The following is a 17475-nucleotide window of genomic DNA, read 5'->3' as shown; positions in this document are numbered from 1 at the left end:
GGGCGCACAAATCAAACGCATTGAAAAAATAGCTCCAGATACCATTCTTCATACTGGCATCGTCATTCCACGCGTTCGACCCCGAGCATGCCGCACTGGCGGCGCGAAGCCCCTTACGGTCAATCACGACGGGACTTGCGAGATGATCAAGTCAACGGAGCGGAGCTTCATGGATGCCGACGCAACGCGGCAAACAATAGCGGCATTCAGGGATGCCGGTCACCCTGTCTATATCGATGATTTCGGGACCGGGTATTCCAGCCTGTCGTATCTGCAAACCTTTACGATCGATGTCCTGAAAATCGACAAGTCATTTATCGACACCATTGCACAAGACGCAGCATCCAGCGTCGTCGCGCCTCATATCATCTAGATGGCGCGCGAACTGGGGGTGGAAATCGTGGCGGAGGGTATCGAGCGCGATGTCCGGGTCGAATATCTGGTGCAGAGAGGATGAGACAATGCGACGCCGCGCGTGCCAATGCGCATACAAACCGCAACTGGCCGACGACCCGCCGAATGGCATCGTCCGACGAAGGGCCGCTGTCAGCGATGAAGCCGACGTTCAAATGTCAACGCAATGGCGCGGACGAACGGCCGTTTCCGGGCCGGTTGCAGACCGCCTTTAATCGTAAGCTGGCGAAGTCAAGGGGTGGGAATGAGCTATGCTTGTTAAGCATTGCTTCATTGAAGGGGAAACGCAAAATGAAGAACGCAAACAAGGCTTGGCCGATGCTTCCCGCGTTAGTGCTGCTCACTGCATGTTCCATGGGGGACATGCGGGCAGGCACAGGGACTCACCTTAGCGCCATGGAATGCCGCGACTTAACCGAGATCAAGCACAAGGCACCGGTTACCCGCGAGCGCAATATGAGCGAAGTGGCGGCCTTGGAAAAAGCGGGCTACCATCCTGGATCGTTTAATGATGATCCTTACTATCCAGCTGATCTTGAGGCCGCGCAGCGTCAGGTCGATATCTGGTACGAGACCGAGTGTCCGCAAGAAAGCCCGGCCGAGTAAATACTGCCCCCACGGCGTCAGTGCCCGCGCCTCGGGCGGGCAGTAACATGGGCTCCTCGGACATATTCGCCGCTCGGTAATAATCGACCCTGATCCGTCATCCGGCGTACTGATAAGAGGACATGCCTGTGGCAATAACTGTGTTCGCTTAGCCGCCAGGAATAATGTGGGCATCGCGCGAGAATTCATGCGCCTTCAGGACCGGGCGTATTGTCTTCATCAGCAGATCGGCATGCCGTGCAGTCATGTAAATTGACGCTTGGCTACCGTCTGACGTTACCTCGTCTCCGTCGAGTTCACCGACGTTTGCCGCCTTGGCTGCGGCATCAAGTTCGTCCTCAAGCTGATGCAGCGCCGTCAAGTCGCGGTTGCCGTAACCGACGACAATCGTAACCTGAGGGCCCTCGACGACACTGTCCGCCCGGCTTGGGCCCGCGAAAACGAGGAGCAGGAAAGGCAAGCTACAAGGGATCAGTAAAAGACGTTTCATACATTGGTCGCAGTTCGAGCATCACGCTCATTTTCGAAATATCAGTGGCCCCGTTCCGCCCCACTTCGCTAACGACAATCCAGATCTCAACTATGGGCTTACTCGACCGCTTTCGTAGACCGTCCACGCCACAACCTCCCATGCGCCCGGTATTGCTGGATCACTTTTATCATGATGGCCGTGGTCCAACGCTGATGAAGGTTCATTACAGCGGCAGCGGCAAAGTCATCGTTGCTGCTGACTACTTTCTTGCCGACGAGCCTTATACGCCAGAGAACTTGCGTCACTTGCTTTTCGTGAAGCCACAGGTGTTCATGTTCACACCCGAGGAGGTTGAATCGTACACGCCGGAATTTAACCCTTGGGAAGGCGGCGCACGGTTTGCGGCGGTGGACCTCGGTAAGTCATCTTGGCTTCAGCGCTTCAACGCACGTCACCTTGGAAATTGTAGTCACTATCGATGCATGTTTTACGACGAGTTTTTGGATGTGATTTGCGAGGACGTAAAAGCAGGGCACGGCGGTTACGCAGGCTGAGAACGGGAACCGTGGAGGTATGGATTGTCCACGATTCATGCACCGATGTCGAACGAGCGCTTGTGGCCGAACAGCGGCGGATGGCGATCGGCTCACATCGACAAGAAGCAGCCCAAAACGCTGGCGTTAGCAAGCCGCGCTGCTGGTGGAGCGAATCCAGAACGCGTGTCGTCGCGAGGGCAAACTAAAGGCACCTCAGTCCTAAATCGCGCAAAGATGCTATCTTTGAACCGTCTACCCAATATCAACCGGGAGCGCGCTATGGCAGAGGACAAAAGTGATGTCGACGATCATTGGCACGTAAGCGCAGCTTGCTTCAATTGCGGCGCGGTTCGAACGGCTGCTCCGAATCTGTTCATCGAGCGAAACGGCGCTTCGGCGTTTGCTCACCAGCCTGCCAGTGAACAAGAAACAGAAGATGCGTGGCGAGGCGTCCTCGTCTGTCCGGTGGCTGCCGTTCGGCCGCCAAAAGGTTTGAAGATGCCGGCAGGCCTTTTCCCGCAAGCCCTGGCTCCCGGCGTGTGGAGGCTCGGGTATAACGCCCGCTCTTCGTATGGCGCTCACAGCTACATCACGCTTGCAGGCGGCCTGCGTCTGATGATCGACGGCTCGCGCTGGTCCAGCCACCTCGAGCGCTGGATCGCGGAAGCCGGAGGATTGGATCATATCTTGCTGACCCACCGCGACGATGTCGCGGACGCGGGCATCTATGCGAAGCGCTTTGGCGCCCGCGTCTGGATCCATGCAGACGACGCCGATGGCGCCCCGTTCGCCACTGACGTAATCACGGGTGATCTGGCGCATGAGATGTTGCCGGGTGTTCGGGTCATTCCGATGGCGGGACACACACGGGGAAGCGTCATGTTCCTCGTCAACGAGGCCCTTTTCTCTGGAGACTCACTGTGTTGGGATTTCGAAAGGCACGCTCTGCGTGCCTTTCGAGACGTCTGCTGGTACGACTGGCCCACCCAACTTCGCTCCCTTGAGCGACTCGTTCATGAGAGCTTCAGTGGCGTGTTCGCCGGGCATGGCGGAAGCATCATTCTGGATGCGCCGACGATGCAGCGCGAACTGCGAGCGTTTCTCGATACGGTAAAAGCGGACATTCCGGGAGCGGGCTAAGCAAAGCACACCCGTTGAGCAGCGGCAAAAAAGGCGCAAATCATCGCATCCGCTCACGACGCGCAGGCTCGACTTCGTGCAGATAGCCGGTAAAGGTGTCGCGCGGTGTTGATCCGGTTAGTTGAGTCATGATTCGACCCACTTCACCACGGTGGTATCCACTGTGGGCGATTACGTGCCCGAGCATTTCCTCGCGAGACATTCGCCCAGGCGTTCCGTCTGTAAAGGAAAACTCAATAACTTCGGTGAGGTCGGTCTCGCTCAAACTCTCAACATACGCGATGTACCATTGATCAGTGTCCCTGATTGACTGGATTAGTTCTTCCAGATGCGGAACATTGTCCGTGCCTGTAGTTACGTACTCGTGCCACATAGGTTGAAGATTTGAGGCGAAGATTTTATCGACGATGTGGGCGTGGGCGAGAATGCAAATCGCCGTGTTGCGTTCGGCGTTAGGTGAGTCGTCGGCAAGTTCCCTCAACCCCGCAATCAATCCTTCATCGGCTCAAGCCTTATATCGAAACAGAGAACTTAAAAGCGTCTTTGCACTCATTTCGTTTGCTCGATCCCCATATGACTACGGTGGTTGGCCTTGCTATAACAGGCTCCAAGGATAACCGGTGTGCGATGTGTTCCCGTCGGCAGCCCCTGGAATGCGAGTTCATATTCGCATTCTGAAGTGGAGCGTCAATTTTGCATACTCGTGTTTCTCCACAGCCGAAAACCAGGCGCAAAGCACCACGGCAGCGGCGTTCGCGGGTGACGGCGGATGCCATGATCGAAGCGGCGACTCGCATTCCGGGAAATCGAGGGCGGGCGGCATTCTCGGCTAACGGCGACCCGGATCAGGTGGTACATGAACATCTGTTCCCGATCGCATTCGATTCGCGCACGACGGTGCTGCTGCTCGCCTAGACGTTCGCTCTGGAGAAATACTACGGGATCCTCAGAGATAGAGAACACGGACGCTCATAGAGCAAAGCAGAGCGGTCAATCCACGGTAGGCTTCCAGGGCGGCTAACAAGCGAAACGAAACCCCCATTGAGCATGGCGCCTGTGAGTCGAAGTCACTTGCCCCTTAATGTGACGAGACGAACCTGGACTCTGGAAAGGCCGGAGGCAGCGCAAAGCTGTCGCGGAGGCGTTTCGTCTCCGCGGCAGGCGTCAGGCCAAAGAGTCGCTTGAATTCCCGGTTGAATTGAGAGGGACTGGCATAGCCAACAGCATGACATGCCGCCTCGGCGGTAATACCCTGGCGCACCATCAGCAAGCGAGCCTGATGCAATCGAGTGGATTTCACATACTGCATCGGCGAAGTACTCGTGATGGCCTTGAAGTGACTGTGGAACGTCGGCACGCTCATTCCGGCCTGGCTTGCCAATAGCGGAAGGTCCAGAGGCTCCGCATAGGTCGCGTGGATACGCTCAAGCGCTTTCCCAATCTTGCCGAATTGCCCTTGCATCGCTAAAGCCGCGCGCATTGTGTGGCCTTGTGCGCCGGTCAGAACACGGAAATACAATTCGCGTACCAGCCCCGGGCCGAGGATTGCGGCGTCAAGTGGCCGGTTCATTGCCTCCAGAAAGCGCAGTACGGACGCTTGCATGGCCGCATCCATTGGACTTGACATCATCGTCTGCGGCACGTCATCTGACGTTGGCAAACCATGATGATCTATCTGAATCATGAGCTCTGCCGCCACTTGAAAATCCAGGTGCATATAGATCGCCAGCAGCGGACACTCGGGCGTCGCGTCGGTTTCCATTGTGAAGGGTACCGGCACCGCCACAGCCAGATAGTGCTGCTCGTCATACACGTAAATCCGGTCACCAAAAAATCCGCGCTTTGTCCCCTGGCAGACGATCACGATGCCGGGATCGTATAGCACCGGCGTGCGAGACAACGCCCGATCCGAGCGCAGAATACGCACATCGCGCAACGCAGTCAGGTTGTAGCCTTCTTGTGGGGCCAACGCAGTAAGCAAGGCAACCATCCGGTGCCTTTCGCGTGTGCCGGCAGAGGAAACAGCTTGCTCATTGCCCTCGGCATAGTCCACTTTACTCATAGAAATAGGCAATAAAGACAGAGAGTCAGGTCTGATTTTCAGCAATTATTCAGAATAACATGCAACTCTTCGAACCAACCCAGGAGTGTTCCCATGTCATCAACCAAAACCATGCTGATCACTGGCGTCAGTAGCGGCTTCGGACGCGCACTGGCAGAAGAAGCGCTTGCTGCAGGGTACCGGGTCGTCGGCACCGTACGAAGCGAGCAGGCAAAACAGACGTTCGAAGCGCTTAGCTCCGCCAGCGCATTCGGTCGCGTACTTGACGTTACTGACTTTGAGTCTGTCGAACATGTCGTGGCCGGAATTGAGGCAGACGTCGGGCCACTGGACGTGCTGGTGAACAACGCCGGCTACGGTCATGAAGGCGTCATGGAAGAGTCACCGCTTGATGAAATGCGTCGGCAATTCGACGTCAATGTGTTCGGTGCCGTTGCCGTCATGAAAAGTGTGTTGCCATATATGCGCGAGCGGAGACGGGGACATATTCTCAACATCACGTCGATGGGTGGCTTTATCACCATGCCGGGAATCGCCTACTACTGCGGCAGTAAATTCGCACTGGAGGGGATTTCCGAGGTCATCGGCAAAGAAGTCAAGCCGTTCGGCATCCGCGTGACCGCGGTGGCGCCTGGATCTTTTCGCACTGACTGGGCCGGCCGTTCGATGGTTCGGACGCCGCGCTCGATCCCGGACTACGATCCGCTGTTCGACCCGATTAGAAAGGGACGGGAAGAGAAAAGCGGTCGGCAACTCGGGGATCCTGTGAAAGCTGCACGTGCAATGCTGTCCGTTATCGAAAGCGATGAGCCGCCGTCGCATCTTCTGCTGGGAAGTGATGCGCTCGGTTTGGTCCGCGAAAAGCTTTCGTTACTCAGTGCAGAATTTGACGCGTGGGAAACCGTCACGAGGTCGACGGACGGATGAATCAGAGGAGATCCGAAGAGCGCCTCTCCTTTCCAGGCCGCGAAGACTCTGACTCGCAACTTATGGTTAAGGCGTTGTGCGAAATAGGGCGATCTCTCGACCGCAATTCAGCGGGGCATACTCGTCAGCGCTTCTCGCCACGTTCTCGGGAATACGCATCTCGTGCCCCTTAGCGTGAGTGTTAGCCGTTGGTCCCGAACGTCGTCATCCGCGCCGGCGACTTCAGCTGGAGGGCTTCCAGGCCGCCAATTCACGTCCGAGCGACGACATGGCTGCCCGGCAGATCTGGACCAGTGTGCCGACGAATGTCATCCATGCGTGCGCAGCCGCGTATGGGTAGGGCGAGGAACATCGTCCTAAGAATTCAGCCTGAGGTATCGACGCGTGCCTTCGCTCTAGCACCGATAGTTACCGCCGTCCCGTTCAAGCAGCCGCAAGAGCGCTGTCCATTCACGATCCAGATGAACGGTGTCCAGGTACGCGTAGTCATCGTGTTGCCTGGCAGCGTGCTCGCACACCTCGGGCGAAGGAATTGTCACTTTCTGGCCGGCAGACAAGGTCGTGACTTGTATCTCGCACGCCTTGTTCAGATAGTACATACGCGTGAATGCCTCGGCGATCGAACGGCCCGTCGTAAGAAGCCCGTGGTTACGCAGTATCAGGTAGTCCTTGTCCCCGATCGATTGCACGATACGCTCCCGCTCATCAAGCTCAAGCGAAATGCCCTCATAGTCGTGATAGGCAACGCGGTTATAGAACTGCATGCTGATCTGGTTAAGCGGCAGCAACCCGCATTCCATTGCGGCCACCGCCATTCCGGCGGAAGTGTGAAGATGCACCACGCACTCGGAATCGTGACGGGCAAGATGCAAGGCGCTATGAATGGTGAAGCCTGCGGCGTTCACTTCGAAACGCTCGTCGCCAACGGGACTGCCTTTCACGTCGATTTTCACGAGCGACGACGCTGTGATCTCGTCGAAGAACCAGCCATGCGGATTGATGAGGAACGTATCCTTCGTACCTGGAACGCGAGCTGAAATATGCGTATAAATCAAATCGGTCATGCCGAACTTCGCGGCCAGCCGGTATGCCGCAGCAAGCTGCACCCGTGTGTCCCACTCCTGCGCGGAAATGTTCCTCGGTTTGCGATTGAAATGCGGATCGGATGTAGAGATCATTGAGAAGCGTTCTCCGTGACGTGATGCGGATAATGTCGTAGTTCAACGCTACATGGAGGCAAAGCGACGCCTGCGCATCGCACGCATTGGCTAAAATCGCTCATACAGAAATGGTCAGCCTTTGCCCCAAGGTTCGCGCTCTTTCAGATTCCATCGCCGGACAAGTTTTGTTTGCGGCGCACTTGAACCGGAAGAAAATTAAATTGTCTTGGTTGACATCACTGTATGACGTCACTCATCATATGTCAACGAGCATGAATGCACAAACGGTTCAACCGGAGGGTTACAGTGGCCAGTCCCGCACAGGCACGTGTTGGTGTTGATATCGGCGGCACGTTCACCGACGTCGCGCTCGAACTAGGTGACAAAATTTTTTCGACCAAGGTCCTCACGGATTACACGGCGCCCGAACGCGCGATCATCCGGGGCATTGAAATTGTCACTACGAAGGCCGAAATCGGACTCGAGGACATCGGCGTCATCATCCACGGGACGACACTCGCCACCAACGCACTGATCGAACGCCGGGGCGCCAGGACAGCATTCATCACCACCGAGGGGTTTCGGGACACGATCGAAATGCGGACCGAAAACCGCTTCGAGCAATACGACCTGAATATCAAACTGCCTCCGCCACTCGTTGAGCGTTGCGACCGCTTCACGCTTGCCGAACGCCTGGACGCCCAGGGCGGTGTGTTGCTGGCTCCTGATCATCGAGCGATTCAAACCCTGATCGACCGGATCGAACAAGGCGGCTACGAAAGTGTCGCGATCGGATTTATCCACGCGTATGTGAATGGTGTCCACGAGCGCATGATGCGTGACGCACTCCTCGCGCGGCTTCCGGACGTATCCATTTCGATTTCATCGGAAGTCTCCGCGCAGATACGTGAATTCGAACGTTTCAATACCGTGTGCGCAAATGCGTATGTGCGCCCCATCATGAAGTCGTATCTCGATCGCTTGATTGGCGAGGTACGTCAGGCCGGCGCCGACTGCCCGATCTTTGTCATCCACTCGGGCGGGGGGATCATATCCGTGCAAAGCGCGTCCGAGTTCCCGGTCCGGCTCGTTGAATCAGGACCTGCGGGCGGCGCCATCTTCGCAGCCCATATCGCGGCGCGTTACGACTTGAACTCGGTACTCTCGTTCGACATGGGCGGTACCACTGCGAAGATCTGTCTGATCGATGACCACACGCCCAAGACGGCGAATACGTTCGAGGTCGCACGCACCTATCGCTTCAAGAAAGGCAGCGGCATGCCCATCTCCATCCCCGTGGTTGAAATGGTGGAGATTGGGGCGGGCGGCGGTTCGATCGCCGCTGTCGACGTCATGCGTCAGATCAGGGTGGGCCCGCACAGCGCCGGCTCTGAACCCGGACCTGCCTGCTATCAGCGTGGCGGCACTCATCCAACCGTCACCGACGCTGACTTGCTATTGGGAAGAATTGATCCGGACGACTTTGCAGGCGGCTCCATTCCATTGTCGGTTAGCGCTGCTGCGGATGCGTTGGTCAATCAGGTGGGGGCCATGTTAGATCTGGGCGCAGAAGAAGCGGCTTACGGAATTGCCGAGGTCGTGGATGAAAACATGAGCAACGCCGCGCGCGTCCATGCCGTGGAGAGCGGCAAAGACATCAGCGATTACACGATGATCACCTTCGGCGGCGCGGGTCCGCTGCATGCGGCACGTCTCTGCGAAAAGAGCGGCATCGGCAAATTTCTCGTGCCGCCGGGTGCGGGTGTCGGCTCGGCTATCGGCTTTCTGCGCGCTCCATTCGGTTATGAAAGCGTCCGTAGCGCAAGCATGCGGTTTTCTGATTTCGATGCGTCCGCATTAAACAGCGTGGTGAGCCAGCTGAGCGAGGAAGCGGTTCGCTTCGCGCGCCAGGGCTCGGGGCCGATCGAACCTGCCGTGGAGGTGAAAGCGTTCATGCGCTATGTAGGGCAGGGTTGGGAAATCCCGATCGCGTTCCCCTGCCGGACGTTCACCGCTGCCGACAAAACCACATTCACCGATCTGTTCACAACGGCTTATACGCAGTTCTTTGGCCGGCCGATCGAGGGCCTTGACATCGAAATCGTCAGTTGGGCGGTGAAGGCAAGCTCACCCCTGCCGCCCGTCGAGCGCTTGCGACTGGTCGATGAACACACGGATATCACCCCCCAGAAGACACGCCGGATCTTCGACGCGGCTCTGCATACCTTCGTGAATGCGGCAATCGTGGAGCGAAGCGCCATGCCGGTGGGCGCTTGCATACGTGGCCCTGCGGTCATTGTCGAACCGGAAACAGCCACCCTTGTGACCTCTTCTTTTGACGCCACTGTGCAACCTGACGGTTGCCTGCTTGTGGTCGCGAAAGCACTCAGCGCCGGCACGGCGAACCGGGAGTAAGGGCATGGCGTTGAATAATGTCGAAACCATTCACATGCAAGTCATGTGGAACCGCTTGATTTCCGTCGTCGAAGAACAAGCGATGGCGCTGATACGTACCGCCTTCAGCACCAGCGTCCGTGAAGCCGGGGACTTGTCAGCAGGCATCTTCGATCAACGCGGCCGGATGCTCGCCCAGGCCGTCACCGGAACGCCCGGCCACGTAAATACGATGGCGGAGGCGGTCGCTCATTTCATGGAAGACATCGGCGTTGACCGAATGAATGAAGGCGACGTGTACCTGACCAATGACCCATGGAAAGGCACCGGGCACCTTCATGACTTTACCGTGGTGTCACCGTCCTTTTTTAAGGGCGAGCTGATCGGCTACTTTGCAAGCACGGCACATGTGGTCGATATCGGTGGCCGGGGTTTTGGTCCTGACTCGCGGGAAGTGTACGAAGAAGGTCTCTTCGTGCCGATCATGCGTCTGATCGACCGTGGCGACGTGAATCGAGACCTGGTGAATATCCTGCGCAACAACGTGCGCGAAGCCGACAAGGTGGTGGGCGATCTGTATGCACTAGCCGCGTGTAACGAAACGGGTCATAAACGTCTTGTCGAGATGCTGAAGGAGTTTGGGCTAGCCGATGTTGAAGGCATTGGCGAATTCATCCTCGCACGTAGCCGGGAAGCGACGCTTGAACGAATAGCCGCGTTACCCAAGGGGAGCGAAACCAACGAGATGACGCTCGATGGTTACGACGTCCCGGTCAAACTCAAGGTAAAGCTCTCCATAGCTGACGATCACTTATTGGCGGATTTCGATGGCTCAGGGCCTTCAAGTCCGTTTGGGATCAACGTTCCTCTGATCTATGCCAAAGCCTACGCGTGCTACGGTCTTAAATGCATCATTGCTCCAGAGGTTCCGAACAATGCGGCATCGCTTGAACCCTTTCGCGTCCAGGCTCCCAAAGGCTGCATTCTGAACGCGCAGCGGCCAAGTCCGGTGGCGGTTCGCCATGTGCTGGGACACTTCGTCCCGGATCTGGTCCTCGGCGCGCTGCACAAAATCCTTCCCGCGCGGGTTCCGGCTGAAGGCGCTGGCGCCCTTTGGAATCTTCATGTCAGCGCGCGACCCGTGAACGAGGAATCCGGCTTAAGAGGCGCTGAGATCCTGATGTTCAATAGCGGCGGCACAGGCGCTCGCGCGGAGCTTGATGGCCTGTCGGCCACCGCATTCCCTAGCGGTGTGCACGCCATGTCCGTTGAAGCGACCGAGCAGGTCGGCCCGATTGTCGTGTGGCGCAAGGAGTTGCGTTCGGGATCGGGCGGCGCCGGTTTGCATCGGGGCGGCTTGGGTCAGATTGTCGAGATAGGACCGCGCAAGGGTTATCACTTCCGCTTCAACGCGATGTTCGATCGCATTGATCATCCCGCGCGCGGGCAGTCGGGCGGCAAGCCAGGTGCTCCCGGTCAAGTGACCTTGTCGGACGGTACCAGGATGCGCGGCAAGGGGACGCAAGCCGTGGGAGAAAACGAACGCGTTGTGTTGTCGCTGCCGGGCGGCGGAGGAATAGGAATGCCTGAACAACGCTCCCCTGAAGCCTTGATTCGTGATGTCCGTAACGAATATGTTTCAGAGGCTCAACTGCGCGACGAATATGGTACTTCGCTCGAAGCGCTCACCGCATCAGAAGGAAAATAAGGAGCTTTGCAATGGCCGAAGTGAACAAGCCGTTCAAGAGGATTTTGATAACGGGCGCTGCCGGTGCGCTTGGTACGGTGCTGAGGGAAGCGTTAAAACCGTATGCGTCAACGCTTCGCCTCAACGACCGTTCAGCACTGGGCGAGGTGGCGGAAAACGAAGAGCACGTGATCTGCGACCTGGCCGATAAAAGTGCGGTGTTCGAGATGATGAAAGACGTCGGCATGGTCGTTCACCTCGGAGGCGCTCCGCGAGAAAACACCTTCCAGGTGGTGCTTGATTCGAATATTGTCGGCAGCTACAACATCTATGAATCAGCGCGCCAGACAGGCGTAAGGCGGGTCATCTATGCAAGCTCCGTGCACGCGATAGGCTTCTACGAGTGCACGCAAACTATCGACGCAGACGTCCCGCAAAGACCGGACAGCCTTTACGGCGTGAGCAAGGCATTTGTCGAAAATCTGTCGCGATACTACTTCGACAAGTTTGGCATTGAGTCCGTGTGTCTTCGGATCGGTTCGTGCTTTCCCAAACCGGTCGATCGCCGAATGCTTGCAACGTGGCTTTCTTATGGCGATTTCGCGCACCTTGTTGTGCGCTCCCTCGTTTCATCGAGTGTCGGTCACATGATTGTCTATGGGAACTCGGACAACAGCGCCAATTTCTGGGACAACTCGCAGGCCGGTTACCTTGGATATCGCCCAAAAGATACGGCTGATATTTTTCAGGACGAGGTGTTTTCGCAGACACCCATACCCGACCCGCGGCATCCTGCGATCCGTTTCCAGGGTGGCCAATTTGCAGCGGATGGTCACTTTGAAGATCCGAAAGTAGACCAGCATTCCTGAATAACAAGGCTAAAGAGTGGCGATGGCTATGGCACAGCAAGCAACTAAAACACACTATGACGTGGTGATCGTGGGTGGTGCGGTAGTCGGCAGCGCGACGGCGTACTTTCTCGCAACCAACCCCGATTTCAATGGGTCGGTGCTGGTAGTCGAGCGCGACTGGTCTTATGCGCAGTCGGCGACCGCCTTGTCGAGTGCCTCGATCAGACATCAGTTCTCCAATCCGCTAAACATCAAGATCTCGCAGTTCGGAACCGAATTCATTCGCAGCTTTCATGAACGCGTGGCCGTTGACGGTGACGCACCAGAGCTGGGGTTCAAGGAAAACGGTTACCTGTACCTTGGCAACGCCGCCGGCGCCACGGCACTCGCGCGAAACTTCGTCACTCAACGAGAAAATAACGCGGATGTTGCGCTGTTCGACGTCGGGCAACTTCAGGCGAAGTTTCCGTGGCTCAATCCGGACCAGCTCGTCAATGGCGTATATGGTCAAAGCGGGGAAGGGTGGTTCGACAGCTACGGCCTGCTGCAAGGAATGCGCTGTAAAGCCCGCTCCCTGGGGATTGAATACGTCGAAAACGAAGTGGTGGCAATCAACCGTGAAAACACAACGATCACATCGGTCGTTCTGAGGTCCGGTGAAACCATTGGATGCGGACAGTTGATCAATGCCGCGGGTACGCGTGGTCCGGCCGTCGCCCGGCTTGCGGGCCTGGATATTCCGGTTGAGCCGCGCAAGCGCTGTTTGTTCGTCTTTGATTGCCGCACGCCTCTGCCCGGAAAAGTCCCGCTTACGATCGACACCACGGGCATTTTCTTTCGCCCCGAAGGCCAGTACTACCTGACCGGGTGTTATCCAGATCCTGATCCCCTTGCTGACGTAACGGATTTTGATGTGCTGCACGGGGAATTCGATGAGATTATCTGGCCGGCGCTGGCCGAACGCGTTCCCGCTTTTGAGGCAATCAAAGTGGTGAATTCGTGGGCAGGCCACTATGACTTCTGCATGCTTGATCACAATGCCATTGTTGGCCCTCACTCGGACGTTTCCAACTTCCTGTTCGCAAACGGATTCAGTGGACATGGTCTCCAGCAATCACCGGCCATTGGACGGGGCTTAAGCGAGCTGATCATCTACGGCAGCTATCGAGCACTCGACTTGTCCCCCCTCGGTTATGAACGTGTCGTCGAAAATCGGCCATTCCTGGAAGAAGGCGTCATTTAGACGACCAGCCGAAGTCCAATAAAGAAGGATTCAAAGTGTCCAAGCACAGTTATAAAACAGCGTTGGTGACGGGTGCATCGAGCGGGATTGGCCGTGAAATCGCGAAGCGCCTGGTGGCGGACGGTCTCGCCGTATACGCGTTGGGCCGAGACGCAGCCGCGTTGGACACCTTGTCGAAAGAGTGCGATTTGACACCGCTCGTTTTGGATCTGAAGGATGTCGCGCAATTGGCTAGCTTGTTCTCCGAGAATGAGATCGATGTGGTTGTGAACAACGCCGGCCTGCTGCCTGCTCTTGGACGGTTTGCCGAGACCTCGCCGGTAGACGTCGACAGCATGATCGACGTCAATCTCAGGGCGCCGCTGCACTTGGCCCAGATGGCGCTCGAGGGCATGATCAACCGCAAGCGGGGTCACCTGTTCTTTATTGGATCAAGTGCCGGTCGCTTCCCTCATCCAAACACCGCGGTTTATGGGGCAACCAAAGCAGCCATTAGCATGTTCTGCGATTCCCTTCGATGCGACCTTCTGGGTACCGGCGTACGCGTGTCCGAAATTGCACCCGGTCGAGTTCAGACAAGCCTCTATCGAACCGCGCTTGGTGACGAGGGTGCGAACAAGAAACTCTACGACTCATACCGATCAATTCAGCCGGAGCACATTGCTGAACTGATCGTAGCGGCATTGAACCTCCCGGACTACGTGAACGTTTCGAGGCTGGAAGTCTTTCCGACCGATCAAGCCCCGGGCGGTTCGCAGATTGTTGCGAACCAGTGACTGGAACTTCGAAAACCCATAGGCGAACACATGAAGAATCAACGTGCAGTCATTGTTGGCGGCGCAGCCGGACTCGGACTCTCGGTGGCAAGGCTGATGCTGAAAGAGGGTGCGGCTGCCATCGCGCTCATCGATAAAAATCGCTCGGCCCTTGATGAAGCGGTAGCCCAACTTCGCACTGAGGGCCACGAAGTGTTTGGCGTTGCAGGTGACATCACGCTAAAAGAGTCTGCCCATGAGGCCTTTCGACAAGCGGCTGCCGTGCTTGGCCGGGTCGACAGCGTGGTCAATAGCGCCGCTATCTACCCGCGGCGGCCGCTGCTTGAAATTTCGGATGGGGACTGGGACCTTGAGAACGCAGTCAACATCAAGGGGACGTACCACATGATGGTCGCGGCGGTGGAGCACATGCGCGCACGCCCCAGGTTCGAAGCGAACGTGTCAGGGCGTATTGTGAATATTACGTCTGTCGACGCTTTCAAAGCGCATCCGCAAAATGCTCACTATGCCGCGACAAAGGCTGCGGTCGTCAGCTTGACGAAGTCCTTCGCGCAGGAAGTGGCGAAAGACGGGATTCTCATCAACTCGGTTGCACCCGCTGGTTTCGCAACGGACAAGGCGAAAAAGCTGGGTTTCCTGGGTGAGCTCGCAGCCGCAAACCCCTTGGGCCGGGCGGCAGAACCGGAGGAAATCGCGCAATGGGTCGTCATGATGGCGAGCAGCCGCAATACCTATGCAACGGGCGAGAATGTTGTCGTAAGTGGCGGATACATCTACGTCTGATCCACGAATGAGCCTGTAGCCTGATGGGGGTTGGAGCCTAAGAAGTCGCGAAGGCCGTGTGATAACATCATGTGATGTCATACGGCCTAGGTCATACGCCGGACTGAGCGCAGCAGCTCGACATGCGGTGTGTCTGCATCCGACAATTGCAGAGTCCTTCCCGCCTCGATCCGGCGCGGAGTACGCGGAATGTCAACCATCGACGCTGAAACCCTTCTTAAGAACGCCTCAAGCTCCGGACGCCGTCGAAGCCTCACCGAACTCGTCATTCAGGCGTTGTCGGACAAGATCGAGCGCGGTGAATATACGCCCGGCGAGAAACTACCTACCGAGCCCGAACTCTGCACGGAATACGGCGTTAGTCGAACGGTTATCCGTGAAGCCGTTGCGTCATTGAAGCTGGGCCGACGTCTTATTGCCCGTCACGGTGTTGGCGTATTTGTGGCCGAAGCCGACGCGCATTCTTCGGCGAATTCCTTTCTTGATACATCGACGTTGAACAACTCGATGTATGTTCTGGAACTGCGCATAGGAGTGGAGACGGAGGCCGCAGCCTTTGCCGCAATTCGCCGGACCACACAACATCTGGACGCGCTGAAACAGGTCTACGCCCGGATGGACAATCTGAATCCCGACGACGACGCAGAGTGCGCCCGGGCTGACTTCGAGTTCCATCTGGCCGTGGCGACATGCTCCGGGAATCCCCACTTTACTTCGATCCTCCGCTCGCTCGGACAGGAGATCACGATCGACCTCAGGCTCAAGCATGCCAAGGCCGATGCGAAGGAGCGCAGGATCTATATCAAGCGAATCCAACGAGAGCACAGCGCCATTCTTGACGCGATCGAAAAGCAGGACGAAGGCGCTGCGCGCCGCGCGATGCGCCGGCATCTGAACGAAAGCCTCGAGCGTTACCACAACCTGTCGAACGCATCCACAACGGAGGGTAGTTAGGGCTCACCAGTTCGAACGTGTCAGGATCAACGTGGTCGACCGCCGCCGGCTGCTTGCTGCCCTCGTTTGATTTTGCGGCGGTCGTGTCCTGACCCGGTTCGGCTTTAATTCTTCAAAACCTCGACCTTGTCTCCGTGCGCGATTGCCTGCGGAACCCACTTCCCGCCAGTCACTTTATAAAACGTCGCCGCGGGATCTTTCATGTCGCCATTGGCCATGAACGCAACATCTCCGGCGATTCCCTCAAACGAGATTGACTTGATAAACGGTGCGTACACCTTAGGATCAGTCGAATTGGCTTTCTGCATGGCGCGAACAAGTACCCAGGTTGCGTCGTATGCCGCGGGTGAATAGGCCACCACGCCCTGGTTATATTTTGCCTTCATGCGCTCATCGAATTGCTTGCCCGCTTTTAACTGCGACAGAGGGACGCCATAGTCCCACGACATGGCGCCGTCTGCGTCAGGCCCCGCCACCTGAAGGAATGTTTCGTTCTCGAAGCTGCCGCCGCCCAGGAAGACAGCCTTCATACCCAGTTGACGCATCTGTTTCACGACCATCCCGGCCTGCTGATCCAGGCCGGCCCAGAATACGACATCCGGGTTAAACGACTTCATGCGGGTAAGCTGGCCTTTGAAGTCCACCGCCTTGTCCGTTGTGAACTCCCGGTCGACAATCTTGCCACCCGATTTCTCGACGCCCTTGACGAATTCGTCTGCCATGCCCTGACCGAACGCGCTGCGATCGTCCATGACGGCGATACTTTTTCCCTGCAACGATTCCACCGCGGATCGCCCGGCGAGTTGTCCCATTTGCGAGTCGGAATTCGTGACCCGGAAGACGGTATTAAATCCCTGGGACGTCAGGGCCGGATTGGTGGCAGTTGGCGAAACCATCGGGATGCCCGCGTTATAGTAAATCCGCGATGCCGGAATACTGGTGCCGGAGTTGAAGTGCCCGACAATGCCGACCACGCCCGCATCAACAAGCTTTTGCGCTACCTGCGTGCCTGTGCGAGGGTCGCCGGCGTCATCCTCTGAATCAAGCGCGAAGTGCACCGGTTGTCCGCCAATGACGATCTTTTTCGCGTTGGCGTCTTCGATCGCCATTTCTACGCCGTGTTTCAAGTCAATCCCATAGTGGGCCGACCCGCCAGTCAGAGGTGCGGCAAATCCAATTGTCGTGTCGGCCGCATACGCGGCCGAACAAACCATTGAGGAAGTAAGGAAAACAGGTGCAAGGGCGACAGCAATAGTGGAACGCGAAAAGCGGCTCATCATTGACTTCCTCAATCGTTAGCAGGTTTTTGCTTCAAGGTTTTTATTAGTTCTACCAATTACAATTTGTTTGAAATCCCGTTGCAGTGCTCGGATAGGTGGCCGGTCTCGACTCCGGGCGCTCCCATAGTCGCGAACGATCATGCTTTTTCGGTGCGGGAGACAGCCGGCGATGATGCTCAGAGTATGAGGT

At 57.0% G+C, this 17475-nt stretch carries 16 protein-coding genes and 2 pseudogenes; 13 read left to right on the top strand and 5 right to left on the bottom strand.

Annotated features, from left to right (window positions below; all coding sequences use genetic code 11):
• Positions 1-145: 145 nt before the first annotated feature.
• Together ABH944_RS34285 and ABH944_RS34280 are read left to right on the top strand one after the other, a co-directional pair.
• Positions 146-454, top strand: a pseudogene (locus ABH944_RS34285) (EAL domain-containing protein); the annotation flags it as partial.
• Between the two features lie 251 nt (positions 455-705).
• Positions 706-1020, top strand: a complete 315-nt coding sequence (locus ABH944_RS34280) for a DUF4148 domain-containing protein (RefSeq protein ID WP_404612131.1) — start codon at positions 706-708, stop codon at positions 1018-1020.
• Between the two features lie 148 nt (positions 1021-1168).
• Here the strand turns inward: ABH944_RS34280 and ABH944_RS34275 are convergent, their stop codons facing one another.
• A complete protein-coding gene (locus ABH944_RS34275) occupies positions 1169-1510 on the bottom strand; it encodes a hypothetical protein (RefSeq protein WP_404612069.1) in 342 nt (113 codons plus the stop codon).
• Between the two features lie 92 nt (positions 1511-1602).
• On the opposite strand from ABH944_RS34275, the gene ABH944_RS34270 reads away from it, so the two are divergent.
• On the top strand, positions 1603-2046 hold the full coding sequence (locus ABH944_RS34270; protein WP_404612071.1) for a hypothetical protein: 444 nt from the start codon (positions 1603-1605) through the stop codon (positions 2044-2046).
• Between the two features lie 24 nt (positions 2047-2070).
• The gene (locus tag ABH944_RS34265; RefSeq protein WP_404612073.1) at positions 2071-3168 is read left to right on the top strand and encodes an MBL fold metallo-hydrolase; all 1098 of its coding nucleotides are present in this window, start codon (positions 2071-2073) and stop codon (positions 3166-3168) included.
• Between the two features lie 40 nt (positions 3169-3208).
• Here ABH944_RS34265 and ABH944_RS34260 read toward each other — a convergent pair whose 3' ends face one another.
• Positions 3209-3649 (bottom strand): DinB family protein, encoded by a 441-nt coding sequence (locus ABH944_RS34260; protein ID WP_404612075.1) that lies wholly within the window; start codon positions 3647-3649, stop codon positions 3209-3211.
• A 356-nt stretch (positions 3650-4005) separates the two neighbouring features.
• On the opposite strand from ABH944_RS34260, the pseudogene ABH944_RS34255 reads away from it, so the two are divergent.
• Positions 4006-4083: pseudogene (locus ABH944_RS34255) on the top strand (cysteine hydrolase); the annotation flags it as partial.
• Positions 4084-4246: 163 nt separating this feature from the next.
• On the opposite strand, the gene ABH944_RS34250 reads toward ABH944_RS34255, so the two are convergent.
• Positions 4247-5158: an AraC family transcriptional regulator gene (locus ABH944_RS34250; protein ID WP_404612133.1), complete on the bottom strand. Its 912-nt coding sequence runs from the start codon at positions 5156-5158 to the stop codon at positions 4247-4249.
• A 165-nt stretch (positions 5159-5323) separates the two neighbouring features.
• Between ABH944_RS34250 and ABH944_RS34245 the strand changes: the two genes are divergently transcribed.
• Positions 5324-6157 (top strand): oxidoreductase, encoded by an 834-nt coding sequence (locus tag ABH944_RS34245; RefSeq protein WP_404612077.1) that lies wholly within the window; start codon positions 5324-5326, stop codon positions 6155-6157.
• Positions 6158-6552: 395 nt separating this feature from the next.
• Here the strand turns inward: ABH944_RS34245 and ABH944_RS34240 are convergent, their stop codons facing one another.
• Entirely contained in the window at positions 6553-7335 is a 783-nt protein-coding gene (locus tag ABH944_RS34240) for a class II aldolase/adducin family protein (protein ID WP_404612079.1), read from the bottom strand.
• 288 nt (positions 7336-7623) lie between these two features.
• Between ABH944_RS34240 and ABH944_RS34235 the strand changes: the two genes are divergently transcribed.
• The 7 genes from ABH944_RS34235 (at position 7624) to ABH944_RS34205 (ending at position 16005) form a co-directional block, all read left to right on the top strand.
• Positions 7624-9732 carry a hydantoinase/oxoprolinase family protein gene (locus ABH944_RS34235; RefSeq protein ID WP_404612081.1) on the top strand — a complete coding sequence of 703 codons (2109 nt, stop codon included), beginning with the start codon at positions 7624-7626 and terminating at the stop codon, positions 9730-9732.
• 4 nt (positions 9733-9736) lie between these two features.
• Positions 9737-11419, top strand: a complete 1683-nt coding sequence (locus ABH944_RS34230) for a hydantoinase B/oxoprolinase family protein (protein ID WP_404612083.1) — start codon at positions 9737-9739, stop codon at positions 11417-11419.
• Positions 11420-11430: 11 nt separating this feature from the next.
• On the top strand, positions 11431-12267 hold the full coding sequence (locus ABH944_RS34225) for an NAD-dependent epimerase/dehydratase family protein (protein WP_404612085.1): 837 nt from the start codon (positions 11431-11433) through the stop codon (positions 12265-12267).
• Positions 12268-12295: 28 nt separating this feature from the next.
• The gene (locus ABH944_RS34220) at positions 12296-13492 is read left to right on the top strand and encodes an NAD(P)/FAD-dependent oxidoreductase (RefSeq protein ID WP_404612087.1); all 1197 of its coding nucleotides are present in this window, start codon (positions 12296-12298) and stop codon (positions 13490-13492) included.
• Between the two features lie 35 nt (positions 13493-13527).
• Positions 13528-14268 carry an SDR family oxidoreductase gene (locus tag ABH944_RS34215; protein ID WP_404612089.1) on the top strand — a complete coding sequence of 247 codons (741 nt, stop codon included), beginning with the start codon at positions 13528-13530 and terminating at the stop codon, positions 14266-14268.
• A gap of 30 nt (positions 14269-14298) precedes the next feature.
• Complete coding sequence (locus ABH944_RS34210) at positions 14299-15051, top strand: SDR family NAD(P)-dependent oxidoreductase (RefSeq protein ID WP_404612091.1); 753 nt, start codon at positions 14299-14301, stop codon at positions 15049-15051.
• 189 nt (positions 15052-15240) lie between these two features.
• Positions 15241-16005, top strand: coding sequence for a FadR/GntR family transcriptional regulator (locus ABH944_RS34205; RefSeq protein WP_404612093.1), 765 nt, complete (start codon positions 15241-15243; stop codon positions 16003-16005).
• A gap of 104 nt (positions 16006-16109) precedes the next feature.
• Here the strand turns inward: ABH944_RS34205 and ABH944_RS34200 are convergent, their stop codons facing one another.
• Positions 16110-17219, bottom strand: a complete 1110-nt coding sequence (locus ABH944_RS34200) for a branched-chain amino acid ABC transporter substrate-binding protein (protein ID WP_404612135.1) — start codon at positions 17217-17219, stop codon at positions 16110-16112.
• Positions 17220-17475 lie beyond the last annotated feature (256 nt).

This window comes from Caballeronia udeis (genome assembly GCF_044909315.1).
Lineage (GTDB): Bacteria > Pseudomonadota > Gammaproteobacteria > Burkholderiales > Burkholderiaceae > Caballeronia > Caballeronia udeis_A.
The sequence above is the reverse complement of the archived record's forward strand: the minus strand, read 5'-3'. Positions and strand labels throughout refer to the sequence as shown.

Coding starts and splice junctions, on each gene's coding strand:
- ABH944_RS34245 (WP_404612077.1), top strand. CDS start 5,324: ATGTCATCAACCAAAACCATGCTGATCACTGGCGTCAGTAGCGGCTTC.
- ABH944_RS34250 (WP_404612133.1), bottom strand. CDS start 5,158: ATGGTTGCCTTGCTTACTGCGTTGGCCCCACAAGAAGGCTACAACCTG.
- ABH944_RS34240 (WP_404612079.1), bottom strand. CDS start 7,335: ATGATCTCTACATCCGATCCGCATTTCAATCGCAAACCGAGGAACATT.
- ABH944_RS34225 (WP_404612085.1), top strand. CDS start 11,431: ATGGCCGAAGTGAACAAGCCGTTCAAGAGGATTTTGATAACGGGCGCT.
- ABH944_RS34205 (WP_404612093.1), top strand. CDS start 15,241: ATGTCAACCATCGACGCTGAAACCCTTCTTAAGAACGCCTCAAGCTCC.
- ABH944_RS34220 (WP_404612087.1), top strand. CDS start 12,296: ATGGCACAGCAAGCAACTAAAACACACTATGACGTGGTGATCGTGGGT.
- ABH944_RS34270 (WP_404612071.1), top strand. CDS start 1,603: ATGGGCTTACTCGACCGCTTTCGTAGACCGTCCACGCCACAACCTCCC.
- ABH944_RS34200 (WP_404612135.1), bottom strand. CDS start 17,219: ATGGTTTGTTCGGCCGCGTATGCGGCCGACACGACAATTGGATTTGCC.
- ABH944_RS34280 (WP_404612131.1), top strand. CDS start 706: ATGAAGAACGCAAACAAGGCTTGGCCGATGCTTCCCGCGTTAGTGCTG.
- ABH944_RS34210 (WP_404612091.1), top strand. CDS start 14,299: ATGAAGAATCAACGTGCAGTCATTGTTGGCGGCGCAGCCGGACTCGGA.
- ABH944_RS34275 (WP_404612069.1), bottom strand. CDS start 1,510: ATGAAACGTCTTTTACTGATCCCTTGTAGCTTGCCTTTCCTGCTCCTC.
- ABH944_RS34230 (WP_404612083.1), top strand. CDS start 9,737: ATGGCGTTGAATAATGTCGAAACCATTCACATGCAAGTCATGTGGAAC.